We start from the raw sequence: 12264 nt of genomic DNA on the forward strand, positions 1-12264 counted from the left end.
CCCCCCCCCCCCCCCCCCCCCCCCCCCCCCCCCCCCCCCCCCCCCCCCCCCCCCCCCCCGGGCCGCTGCCCCGCGACGAGGTGCGTCGGTTCTCGGGCATGTGTCCCAGGGTCGCTCAGGAGGTGTAGCGCGGGAACGCCGACACACCGGCGTAGCGCGCGGCATCTGCCAGCTCGTCCTCGATGCGCAGCAGCTGGTTGTACTTGGCCACCCGCTCCGAGCGGGCCGGGGCACCGGTCTTGATCTGGCCGCAGCCGGTGGCCACGGCCAGGTCGGCGATGGTGACGTCCTCGGTCTCGCCGGAGCGGTGGCTCATCATGCAGCGGTAGCCGCTGCGGTGGGCCAGGTCGACGGAGTCGAGGGTCTCGGTCAGCGAGCCGATCTGGTTGACCTTCACCAGCAGCGCGTTGGCCTGGCCGCCGCTGATGCCGCGCTGCAGGCGCTCGACGTTGGTGACGAAGAGGTCGTCGCCGACGATCTGGACCTTGTCGCCGAGCTGGTCGGTCAGGGTCTTCCAGCCCTCCCAGTCGTCCTCGTCGAGCGGGTCCTCGATGGAGACGATCGGGTAGGCCTCGCACAGCTCGGCGTAGTAGGCGGTCATCTCGGCGGCGCTCTTCGACCGGCCCTCGAAGGAGTAGACACCGTCGGTGCAGAACTCGGTGGCGGCCACGTCGAGGGCCAGCACGATGTCGGTGCTCAGGCGCTGGCCCGAGCGCTCGACGGCCTCGGCGATCAGGTCGAGGGCGGCGCGGTTGGAGTCGAGGTCGGGCGCGAAGCCGCCCTCGTCGCCCAGGCCGGTGGCCAGGCCGCGCTCCTTCAGCACCGCCTTGAGCGCGTGGTAGACCTCCGCGCCCGAGCGCAGCGCCTCGCGGAACGAGGGCGCGCCCACCGGCGCGATCATGAACTCCTGGATGTCGACGTTGGAGTCGGCGTGCGAGCCGCCGTTGAGGATGTTCATCATCGGCACCGGCAGCACGTGGGCGTTGGGACCGCCCACGTAGCGGTAGAGCGGCAGGCCGGCCGAGTCGGCGGCCGCGCGGGCCACGGCCAGCGAGACGCCCAGGATGGCGTTGGCTCCCACCTCGGCCTTGTTGGGGGTGCCGTCGGCGGCCAGCATCGCCTGGTCGACCAGGCGCTGGTCGTCGGCGTCGAGGCCCTCGACGGCCGGTCCGAGCACGCGGATCACGTTGTCGACGGCCTGCTGGACACCCTTGCCGGCGTACCGGTCGCCGCCGTCGCGCAGCTCCACGGCCTCGAAGGCGCCGGTGGAGGCGCCGCTGGGCACCGCCGCGCGGGCGAAGGTGCCGTCGTCGAGGACGACCTCCACCTCGACGGTGGGGTTGCCCCGGGAGTCGAGGATCTCGCGGGCGCCGACTGCTTCGATGGATGCCACGGTGGGTGCTCCTGAGTGGTTCGGGTGGTGCTGCGTCATGAACGGGGGACGGTCTCGTCGACGTCGAGCCTAGTGCGTCGGGCCGCTCCCGACTCGCGCGGTCCGCCCACGGGCGCGGCCCCGGGTCACTACGGTGTGGCCATGCACGACTACGCCGACCACGACGCCACCGCCCTCGCCGCCCTGGTGCGCGAGGGCACCACCACCGCCGAGGAGCTGCTCGCCGCGGCCCGGGCCCGCGCCGCGGAGGTCAACCCGCGCATCAACGCCATCGTGCGCGACCTCGAGCCCCCGGCCCCCTCGGCTCCCGAGCCCGAGGGCGGGCGGGCCTTCGCCGGCGTCCCGTTCCTGCTCAAGGACCTGCACCAGCACCTGGCCGGCGTGCCGACCAGCGGCGGGAGCCGCGCGCTCGCCGACCTGCCCGCCACCGAGACGGCGACGGTGGTGCAGCGGTGGATCGACGCCGGTCTCCAGGTCTTCGGCAAGACCAACACCCCCGAGTTCGGCGCCAAGGGCGTCACCGAGCCGCACCTCTTCGGCCCGGCGCGCAACCCCTGGGACACCGACCACACCCCGGGTGGCTCCTCGGGCGGTGCCGCAGCGGCCGTCGCTGCGGGGATCGTCCCCTGCGCGGCGGCCAGCGACGGCGGCGGCTCGATCCGCATCCCGGCCTCGGCGTGCGGCCTCTTCGGGCTCAAGGCCGGGCGCGGCCTGCTGCCCTACGGCCCGGTCTACGGCGAGCCCTTCGGCGGCACCTCGACCGACGGCGTGGTCTCGCGCAGCGTGCGCGACTCGGCGGCGATGCTCGACGTGCTCGCCGGGCCGACCGACGTCTCGCCGTTCCTGCCGGCGCCCGGCCCCAGCGACGGGTACGCCGCCGAGGTCGGTCGCGACCCCGGCCGGCTGCGCGTGGTGATGAGCTGGCGCAGCTCGATCAACCCCGACCCGCACCCGGAGGCGCGCGCCGCGGTGGAGCGGGCCGCCGAGCTGCTGGCCGGCCTGGGCCACGAGGTCGTCGAGCTCGACACGCCCCCGGTCGACGACGCAGCGCTCGGCCGGAGCTTCCTGACCACCTGGTTCGCCCACGCCGCGGTCACCGTGGCCCAGGCACGCGCGGCCACCGGCTGCGGCGAGGACGTCTTCGAGCCCGACACCCAGGTGATGGCCGCCCTGGGCCGGGCCACCAGCGCGGCCCGGTTCATCGAGGCCGTCGAGGACCGCCACCGCCACGTGCGCCGCCTCGCCGAGCTGCACGCCGAGCACGACCTGCTGCTCACGCCCACGACCGCCACTCCCCCGCCCCGCGTGGGCGCCTTCGACCAGCCGGCCGTGGTGCAGGGCGTCCAGAAGGCGCTGCTGCGCGCCCGCGGCGGCGGCCTGCTGCGCTTCACCCCGCTGGTCGACCAGATGATCAACGAGAACCTCGGCTGGGTGCCCTACACCCAGCTGGCCAACCTCACCGGCCGCCCGGCGATGAGCGTGCCGCTGCACTGGACCCCCGAGGGCCTGCCGATGGGCGTGCAGCTCGTGGGTCGCCTGGGCAGCGAGGCCACCCTGCTGCGGCTGGCCGGCCAGCTCGAGGACGCCGCTCCCTGGTTCGACCGCCGCCCGCCCCTCTGACCCGGCGCGACTCCCCGCCGAGCCGGCGCCAGTTCCAGGAACTGGAGCCGGCTCGAGGTCACGTGCGGCGGCGTACGGCGTCGCGCAGGGCCTGCTCGGGGTCGAGACCGTCGGCGCGGGCCTCCTCGACGAGGGCGAGCAGCCGCTCGCCGAGGTCGGCGGAGCCGGGGTCGAGGTCGACCTCGCGGCCGGCGCGGTGCAGCCGGTCGAGCACCTTGTCGGCGTACAGCAGCGCGGGCAGGCCGGGCGGGACGCCCTCGTCGGGGGTGGTGCGGTGGGCCTTCTCGGCGGCCTTGATCTGCTGCCAGCGCTCGTTGACCGCGGCGGCGTCCTGGACCTGACCTGCCTGCCCGACCTGTCCGGCCTCGTCGCCGAAGACGTGGGGGTTGCGGCGCACCATCTTGTCGGTGATGCCGCGGGCCACGTCGTCGATGTCGAAGCCGCCGGCCTCGGCGGCGACGGCGGCGTGGAAGTAGACCTGCAGCAGCAGGTCGCCGAGCTCCTCGCGCAAGTGCTCGAGCGCGCCGGGCTCCCCGGCCGCCAGCCGGTCGACGGCCTCGATCGTCTCGTGGGCCTCCTCGAGCAGGTAGCGCACCAGCGAGCGGTGCGTCTGCTCGGCCTTCCACGGGCACTCGGTGCGCAGCCGCGCCATCACCGCGCGCAGCTCGAGCAGCGGCTCGGCCGACCCGTCGTCCGGCACGCCCACCACCTGCTCAGGTGCAGCGCTGGGAGGCGGGCAGCCGCTCCTCGAGCCGCACGGCCGCCGGGTCGAGCGTCAACAGCTCGACGGCCTCGTCGCTGACCGCGACCGAGAGCTCGTTGCGCCGCTCCTGGGGCCCGGAGAAGTCGACCTCGGTGAAGAGGGGGTTGGTGGTGACGGGGTTGGCCGCCTCCCACGCCGCGAGGTAGGTCTGGTACGCCGCCGTGGAGGTCGCCTCGCCGGCGTCGTCGGGCAGCGAGGGGTCGACGACCTCGGCGACCACCGCACGCAGGTAGCTGCTCGAGGCGAAGACCGGCAGCACCTCCTCGAGCTGCTCGGAGTCGGCCTGCCCCAGGCCCAGCCGGGCCTGCTGGGCGGCCCCGGCGTAGATCGGGGCGCCGTCGATGTCGTTCTCGGCCGCGATCGCGTCGGCGATCTCGCGCTGGGCCAGCTGGGCCAGCACGGTGTCGCGCACGGTCGAGCCGGTGTAGCCCTGGCCGAGCAGCTCGGGGTTGCTGCGCAGCACCTCGCAGGTGGTCACCGAGAGCTGGTCGACCTCCTCGACGCTGATCTGCGTCCCGTGCACCTCGGCGGCCACGCCGGGCGCCGCCTGGATGTCGGAGAGGCCGCACCCGGAGAGCGCGCCGGTGCCCAGCAGGGCCACGGCGCCGAGAGCGGCGAGGGGGCGGGACAGACGCACGGGGGCTCCTTGGCGACGGCGGGACGGGCGGTGAGTGCGGGATCACACTCCACTGGTCACATTGAACCAGCCCCTCACGCCGGGTCGATCACCTGGTCGATCACGCCGCGGGCCCACTCGAGCAGCGCGATGCCGTCGAGGGGACGCCCACCGATGACCGCGGTCTGCGGCCGCGGCACCAAGATCGTGTCGAGCTGCGGCTTGACCAGCGACTTCGGGTACATCCGCTGCAGGCGCACCACCCGCGACTCCGGCAGGCTGACCGGCGCGAACCGGACGTTCTTGCCGGCGATGGTGACCTCGCCGATGCCGGCCTGGCGGGCGCGGGCCCGGAACCGGGCGACCAGGAGCAGCGAGACCACCTCGACCGGCGGCTCGCCGTACCGGTCGAGCAGCTCCTCGTTGATGGCGTCGACGTCGTCGTCGGCGCGCACCTCGGCCAGGCGCTTGTACATCTCCAGGCGCAGGCGCTCGGTGGGGATGTAGTCGTGGGGCAGGTGCGCGTCGACGGGCAGCTCGATGCGGACCTCGTTGAGCTCGGGCTCGGAGCCGTCGCCCTTGAACTCCGCGACCGCCTCGCCGACCAGGCGCACGTAGAGGTCGAAGCCGACGTCGGCGATGTGGCCCGACTGCTCGCCGCCGAGCAGGTTGCCGGCGCCGCGGATCTCGAGGTCCTTCATCGCGATCGCCATCCCGCCGCCCAGGTCGGAGTGCTGGGCCAGGGTGGCCAGCCGCTCGTGGGCGGTCTCGGTGAGCGGCTTCTCGGCGGGGTAGAGGAAGTAGGCGTAGGCCCGCTCGCGCGAGCGGCCGACCCGCCCGCGCAGCTGGTGCAGCTGGGAGAGGCCCAGGGTGTCGGAGCGCTCGATGATCATCGTGTTGGCGTTGGAGACGTCGAGGCCGGACTCCACGATGGTGGTGCACACCAGCACGTCGAAGCGCTTCTCCCAGAAGTCGAGCATCACCTGCTCGAGCTGATGCTCGCCCATCTGGCCGTGGGCGGTCGCGACCCGCGCCTCGGGCACCAGCTCCTTGATGCGGGCGGCGGCCTTCTCGATCGACTGCACCCGGTTGTGGATGTAGAAGACCTGGCCCTCGCGCAGCAGCTCGCGGCGCACGGCGGCCACCACCTGGCGGTCCTCGTAGGCGCCGACGTAGGTCAGCACCGGGTGCCGCTCCTCGGGCGGGGTGGTGATCGTGGACATCTCGCGGATCCCGGTGATCGCCATCTCGAGCGTGCGCGGGATCGGCGTCGCGCTCATCGACAGCACGTCGACGGAGGTGCGCAGCCGCTTCATCTGCTCCTTGTGCTCGACACCGAAGCGCTGCTCCTCGTCGACGATGATCAGCCCGAGGTCCTTCATCCGGGTGTCGGGGTTGAGCAGGCGGTGGGTGCCCACCACGATGTCGACCGTGCCGTCGGCCAGCCCGGCCAGGACCTCCTTGGCCTCCTTGTCGGTCTGGAAGCGCGAGAGGCCCTTGAGCACGACCGGGAAGCCGGCCATCCGCTCGCTGAAGGTCGACAGGTGCTGAGTGACCAGCAACGTGGTCGGCACCAGCACCGCCACCTGCTTGCCGTCCTGGACGGCCTTGAACGCCGCGCGCACCGCGATCTCGGTCTTGCCGTAGCCGACGTCGCCACAGACCAGGCGGTCCATCGGGATCACCTGGCGCATGTCCTGCTTGACCTCGTCGACCGTGGTCAGCTGGTCCTGGGTCTCCTGGAACGGGAAGGCGTCCTCGAGCTCGCGCTGCCAGGGCGTGTCGGGCCCGAACGCGTGGCCCTGCGTGGCCTGCCGGGCGGCGTACAGCTTGATCAGCTCGGCGGCGATCTCGCGCACCGCCTTGCGGGCGCGGCCCTTGCGCTTGGCCCAGTCGCCGCCGCCGAGCCGGTCGAGGCTGGGCTGCTCGCCGCCGACGTAGCGGGTGACCTGGTCGAGGGCGTCGGCGGGCACGTAGAGCCGGTCGGCGGGGCCGCCGCGCTTGGAGGCGCCGTACTCGAGGACGAGGTACTCGCGGGTCGCGCCGCCCACCTGGCGCTGCTTCATCTCCACGAACCGGCCCACGCCGTGCTGCTCGTGCACCACGAAGTCGCCGGCCTTGAGCTCGAGCGGGTCGATCTGCTTCTTGCGCCGGGTCGGCATCTTGCGCATGTCGCGCGTCGAGGACTTCTGCCCCGAGAGGTCCTCGCCGGTCACCAGGACCAGGCGGTTGGTCTCGTCGACGAAGCCGTGGGCGAGCGCCCCGCAGCTCACGGTCACCACGTCGGGCACCAGTAGTGCCTGCTCGGCCGGCGCGCCGTCGCCGGCGTGCGGCTCGACCAGGCGGGCCGGCACGTCGTGCTCGGCCAGCGCCTCGACCATCCGCTGCGCGGGGCCGTGGCCCTCGTGCAGCACCAGCACCCGGTAGCCCTCGGAGCGCCAGGTCTCGAGGTCCTTGATCGCCCGCTCGACGTCACCGCGGTAGGCGTCGACCGGCTTGGCCGGCAGCGCCCGGCTGGGCACCGCGCCGACGGTCACGTCGACGTCGATGCCGGTGACCGCACCGGTCTCGTCGCGCAGCACCGGGCCGGCGGCTCCCGTCTCGGCGTCGTCGATGCCGAAGGGGCTGACGGTCCACCACGGCTTGTGCTGGGCCAGGGCGTGCTCGCGCACGTCGGACAGGGTGCGGTACGACGCCGCCCCGAGGTCGATCGGGGCGCTGCCGCCGCTGGCGGCCGCGGCCCAGCTGGCGCCGAGGAACTCCTCGCTGGTGGCGACCAGGTCGTGGGCGCGACGGCGGGCCCGCTCGGGGTCGAGCACCAGCACGTGGGTGTCGGAGGGCATCAGGTCGACGAGCAGCTCCATGTCGTCGACGAGCACCGGGGCCAGCGACTCCATGCCCTCGACGGCGATGCCCTCGCTGATCTTGTCGGTCAGCTCGAGCAGCTGGGGGTGCGCCTGGCCGAGCTCGGCGGCGCGGCGGCGTACCTCGTCGGTCAGCAGCAGCTCGCGGCACGGCGGTGCCCACAGCCGCTCGACGGGCTCGAGGGTGCGCTGGTCGGCCACGGAGAACGAGCGGATCTCCTCGACCTCGTCGCCCCACAGCTCCACGCGCAGCGGGTGCTCCTCGGTGGGCGGGAAGACGTCGATGATGCCGCCACGCACCGCGAACTCGCCACGGCGCTCGACCAGGTCGACGCGCGAGTACGCCGCGTCGGCGAGGCGGCGCACCAGGTCGTCGAGCGGCGCGGTGCCGCCGGGCACCAGCTCGACGGGCTCGAGGTCGGCCAGCCCCTTGACCTGCGGCTGCAGCACCGAGCGCACCGGCGCGACGACCACCTGGAGCGGGCCGTTGCTGGCGTCGGTGCCGGGGTGCTGGAGGCGGCGCAGCACCGCGAGGCGTCGCCCGACCGTGTCGGAGCGCGGGCTGAGCCGCTCGTGGGGCAGCGTCTCCCACGAGGGGTAGTAGGCCACTGCGGCCGGGTCGAGCAGGTCGCTGAGCGCGTTGACCAGGTCCTCGGCCTCGCGGGAGGTCGCGGTCACCGCGAGCACGCTGCGGCCCGAGCGCACCAGGCCGGCCACCACGAAGGGCCGCAGGGCCTCGGGGCCGGTGAGGTCGAGCGCGCGGACGCGCCCCTCCCCCGCGTCGGCGAGCACCTCGGTGAGGACGGGGTCGGCCAGCACGGCGTCGGCGATCCCGGCCGGGCCGGGGGCAAGAGGGGTCTCGAGGGTCGTGGTCGACACGTGCGCGGGGCTCCTGGTGGTCGCTGGTGCGTCAAGCACAGGGAACGCCCCCGCTCGGGCTCGAGGCGGGGGTGCGGTGCAGCGCGCTCGAGTCTACGACCGGGCACCGACGCCCGCCGAGTCCGTCACCGCCCGGAGCGCACTGCCCTGCCCTGCACTTGGCAGAGGGGCACACGTGTACCCCACTGCCAAGCGCAGCGGTGGTCAGCCGGCCAGCTCGGACTCCGAGCGCAGGACGCAGAGCTCGCTGCCCTCCGGGTCGGCCAGCGTCAACCAGCCGGTGCCAGGGCCGTGATTGTCATGCCGCTCGGCCAGCACCGTCACCCACGGGACCCGAAGGCACGCTCCCGCAGCGCGGCGAGCCGGTCGGCGCGCTCCGGGTCGTCGGCGTAGAGGACGCGGCCGTCGGCGGCCACCTCGCCGGTCAGCCCGACCTGGGCGGCGAGGTGGGCGACGTACGCCGCGCGCTGCTCGCGCAGCTCGCCGTGCCACGACCACACCTCGACGGCGCGGCACCCCCCGAGCGCTCGCTGCAGGCCCGGGCGCACCCGGGCCGCCTCGCCCGCGACCAGGGCGTAGAAGCTGTCGCGCCCGCTGCTCTCGGGGACCGCCGCCAGCGCCGGGCGCAGGTAGTCCACCATCGCCGCGAGCACCGTGTCGGAGCGCTGCGTGGCCGCCCGGGCGGCCTCGCCGCACGCCTCGACCCGGGCGGTCTCGCCGTCGCGGCGCCGGGCGTCGACGGCGGCCAGCACCAGGCCGGCCACGAGCAGCAGCGCGAGCGCACCGGCCAGCAGCCGCCGGCGGCGTACGACGCGCGGGTCGCGGGGCTCGTCGCCGGGCCCCTCGAGCACCTCGACGCCGGCCACGCCCCTCCTCCGCCCCGCTCAGCCCAGCGCGCGGAAGGACAGCGCGTGCCAGCGCGGCCCGACGGGGGTGACCTCGACCCGCCGCGGGTCGAAGGGCGAGGCCGGGTCGGCCTGCTCGGCGGGGTCGCCGATCGCCCGCACGATGCGGATCTCCAGCCGTGACTCCGAGAGGCCCTCGGCCAGGTCCTCGCCCCACTCGACGACGGTCACGGCCTCCTCGAGGGAGGTGTCGAGGTCGAGGTCGTCGAGCTCCTCCAGCCCGTCGAGGCGGTAGGCGTCGACGTGCACCAGCTCGGGCCCGCCGACCGTGGAGGGGTGGACCCGCGCGATGACGAACGTGGGCGAGGTGACGTTGCCGCGCACGCCCAGCCCGGCCCCCAGGCCCTGGGTGAAGGTGGTCTTGCCGGCGCCCAGGTCGCCGGTGAGCACCACCAGGTCGCCGTGGGTGAGCTGGCCGGCCAGCGAGCGGCCGATGCCGCGCATCGCGTCGGCGGTGGGCGCCTGGAAGACGGCGGTGCGCAGCGGGCGGCGCATCTCGACCAGCGGCGAGTAGCGCCGGATCTCGCGGAAGCCCTGGCGGTCCCAGAACCGCACCGTCTGCGGCAGCTCCTCGCGCGCCTGCACGATCAGGTCGTCGGTGCCGCGGCCCGAGTCGGCCACCGCGTCGACGGCGGCGTCGATCAGCCGCCCGGCGATGCCGAGGCCCTGCTGGCCCGGCACGACGCCGAAGCGGCGGATGTAGGTCGAGGACCCGATCGGGTCGAGGATCAGGGTGCCGACCGGCTTCTCGTCGATGCAGGCCAGCAGCCCGCCGCCGTCGGCGAGCTTGCCGCGGATGGTGTGCACCGTCTCCTTCAGCGCCCCCGGCGGCGGGTCGAGCGGCGGGCGCGCCGAGAACGCCTCGTGCACCACGTGCATCACCTGCTCGGCCGCCTCCGGCCCCACCCGTCGTACGACGACCGCGGGGCGTGCCCGGGTCTCCTCGCGCGCCGCGCTCACCGCTGGCCCGCCCGTTCGGTCGCGGCCGCGATCAGCTGGTCGAGCTCGGCGTTGACCTGGTCGTGGCTCTCCATGACGACCATGTGCCCGGCACCCTCGACCTCGACCAGGCGCGAGCCCTCGATGTGGGCGTGCAGCTTGCGGCTGTGCCCGATCGAGGTGACCCGGTCGGCGGTGCCGCAGATGATCGAGACCGGCACCCGGCTCAGCCCCTCGACGACGTGGAACTTGTCGAGCGACTCGAAGCTGGGGAAGAACTCGGCCACGACCTCGAAGGGGGTGCGGGCCAGCATCTGGTCGACGTAGCGCACGTAGGACTCGGGCACGTCGCCGCCGAAGGCGAACAGGTCGGTGGCCACCAGCGCCACCGAGCCGCCGAGGCGCCGGGCCAGGTCGATGAACCGGTGCCCGCGGGCGAGGGGGACCATGACCCGGCCCACGGCCCGGCCCAGGAACGGCCCGGCCAGCTTGGCCGGCACCACCGGCAGCAGCAGCCGCCCGACGTCGAGGCCTCCGGCGGTGGTGGAGACCAGGCCGACGCCGACCACGCGGTCGCCGAAGAGCTCGGGGTGCTGCTCGGCCAGCGCGATGATGGTCATCCCGCCCATCGAGTGGCCCACCAGCACGACCGGGCCCTCGGGGACCTCGGCCTCGAGCACCCGGGCCAGGTCGCGGCCGAGCTGGTCGATGGTGGCGTGCTCGAGCGAGGAGCGGCCCGAGCGCCCGTGGGAGCGCTGGTCGTAGAAGACGGTGCGCACCAGGCCGCGGTAGCCCGCGCGCTGGAAGTGCCAGCAGTCGAGGTTGAGGGCGTAGCCGTGCACGAACAGCACGGTCAGCGGGTCGTGGCCCGGCCCGGTCGGATCGGCCGGGTCGTGCGCGTCGGGCTCGTCGACCTCGACGTGCAGGGGCAGGCCGTCGTCGGCGACGACGGTGCGCGCGACCGCGCGCAGCGAGCCCAGCGGGGTGCGGTCGCCGGCGCCGCGGCGGGCGATGACCCGGCGGCGGCGCACGACCTCGGCGGCGGTGCCGGCCACCGCGACGCCCGCCAGGGCGCCGGCCAGGCCGGCCACGCGACGACGCATGTTCACGGCTGCTCCTCGGGGTCGGTGTCGGTCCAGCGGCGGGCGAAGCGCCCACCGATCCGGCTGACGATCTCGTAGGAGATGGTGCCGCACGCCTCGGCCCAGTCCTGCGCGGTCGGGTCGGGGGCGCTCCCGAAGAGCACCACCCGCTCGCCCGGGCCGACGGCCGGCTCCTCGCCGGGGCCGGCCAGCTCGACGACCAGCTGGTCCATGCACACCCGGCCGCGCACCGGGCGGCGTACGCCGGCGACGCCGACATGAACGGTGTTGCCGGCGTGGCGCGGCACGCCGTCGGCGTACCCCACCGGCAGCAGGCCGACGGTGACCGGCTGCTCGGCGACCCAGGTGTGGCCGTAGGAGACCCCGTCGCCGGGCACCAGCCGCTTGGTCATCGCCACGGTCGCGGTCGCGGTCATCGCGGGGCGCAGGCCGATGTCGGGGGTGCGGCCGGGGGCGGGATCGAGGCCGTAGGAGGCGAGGCCGGCGCGCACCAGGTCGAAGCGCGCCGAGGGCCGCAGCAGCGCCCCGGCCGAGTTGGCCAGGTGGCGCACCTCCGGCTCGAGGCCGGCGGCCTCGGCGGTCTCGACGGCCTCGCGGAAGATCTTCTCCTGGGCGTCGTTGGCGGGGTGCTCGGGCTCGTCGGCGACGGCGAGGTGCGACCAGATCCCGGTGACGCGCCAGTGCCCGGCGTGCTCTCCCTCGCGGGCGGCGGCGACCAGGGCGGGCCAGTCGGCAGGGGTGCAGCCGCCGCGGTTGAGGCCGGTGTCGATCTTGAGCTGCAGGCGCGCGGGGCGCCCGGCGCGGGCGACGGCGTCGACGAGGTCGTCGAGCTCGCCGGTGGTGTACGCCGTCACGTCGACGTCGGCGGCGACCGCCGGCGCCCAGTCCTCGCCGGGCACCGTCAGCCAGGCCAGCAGCCGCCCGGTGTCGCCGCCCGCGCGCAGCGCCAGCGCCTCGTCGAGGGTGGCCACCCCGAGCCACGGCGCCCCGGCCCCGCGGGCGGCGCGGGCCACCGGCAGCAGGCCGTGGCCGTAGGCGTCGGCCTTGACGACCACCATCAGGGCCACGTCGGGCCCGACCTCGGCGGCGAGCCGGCGCACGTTGTGGCGGACCGCCGCCAGGTCGACGACGATCTCGGCGCGCCGTGCGTCGTGCTGGAGGCTCATCACCACCATCCTCGCA

9 protein-coding genes are annotated in these 12264 nt (G+C 74.7%); 1 reads left to right on the forward strand and 8 read right to left on the reverse strand.

All coding sequences use genetic code 11. From position 1 onward, the window contains the following. Positions 1-115: 115 nt before the first annotated feature. Complete coding sequence (gene eno / locus ABKW28_RS15655) at positions 116-1393, reverse strand: phosphopyruvate hydratase (protein ID WP_348611349.1); 1278 nt, start codon at positions 1391-1393, stop codon at positions 116-118. A 141-nt stretch (positions 1394-1534) separates the two neighbouring features. On the opposite strand from eno, the gene ABKW28_RS15660 reads away from it, so the two are divergent. After that, entirely contained in the window at positions 1535-3013 is a 1479-nt protein-coding gene (locus tag ABKW28_RS15660) for an amidase (RefSeq protein ID WP_193670066.1), read from the forward strand. Positions 3014-3071: 58 nt separating this feature from the next. On the opposite strand, the gene ABKW28_RS15665 is transcribed toward ABKW28_RS15660, so the two are convergent. The 7 genes from ABKW28_RS15665 to alr all read right to left on the reverse strand — a co-directional run bounded on the left by ABKW28_RS15665 (position 3072) and on the right by alr (position 12248). Next, positions 3072-3713, reverse strand: a complete 642-nt coding sequence (locus tag ABKW28_RS15665) for a MazG family protein (RefSeq protein ID WP_348611351.1) — start codon at positions 3711-3713, stop codon at positions 3072-3074. A gap of 13 nt (positions 3714-3726) precedes the next feature. Then, entirely contained in the window at positions 3727-4413 is a 687-nt protein-coding gene (locus ABKW28_RS15670; RefSeq protein ID WP_348611354.1) for a hypothetical protein, read from the reverse strand. Positions 4414-4487: 74 nt separating this feature from the next. Continuing rightward, a complete protein-coding gene (mfd, locus tag ABKW28_RS15675) occupies positions 4488-8135 on the reverse strand; it encodes a transcription-repair coupling factor (protein ID WP_348611356.1) in 3648 nt (1215 codons plus the stop codon). A gap of 320 nt (positions 8136-8455) precedes the next feature. Next, positions 8456-9001 (reverse strand): hypothetical protein, encoded by a 546-nt coding sequence (locus ABKW28_RS15680; RefSeq protein ID WP_348611359.1) that lies wholly within the window; start codon positions 8999-9001, stop codon positions 8456-8458. Positions 9002-9019: 18 nt separating this feature from the next. After that, positions 9020-10000: a tRNA (adenosine(37)-N6)-threonylcarbamoyltransferase complex ATPase subunit type 1 TsaE gene (tsaE, locus tag ABKW28_RS15685; RefSeq protein WP_348611362.1), complete on the reverse strand. Its 981-nt coding sequence runs from the start codon at positions 9998-10000 to the stop codon at positions 9020-9022. Beyond that, positions 9997-11082, reverse strand: a complete 1086-nt coding sequence (locus ABKW28_RS15690; RefSeq protein WP_348611364.1) for an alpha/beta hydrolase — start codon at positions 11080-11082, stop codon at positions 9997-9999. Before ABKW28_RS15690 ends, tsaE begins: the two co-directional genes overlap by 4 nt. A gap of 2 nt (positions 11083-11084) precedes the next feature. After that, a complete protein-coding gene (alr, locus tag ABKW28_RS15695; protein WP_348611367.1) occupies positions 11085-12248 on the reverse strand; it encodes an alanine racemase in 1164 nt (387 codons plus the stop codon). Positions 12249-12264: the final 16 nt, after the last annotated feature.

The sequence above is a fragment of the Nocardioides sp. 31GB23 genome, assembly GCF_040012395.1.
In the GTDB taxonomy this organism is placed as follows: domain Bacteria; phylum Actinomycetota; class Actinomycetes; order Propionibacteriales; family Nocardioidaceae; genus Nocardioides; species Nocardioides salarius.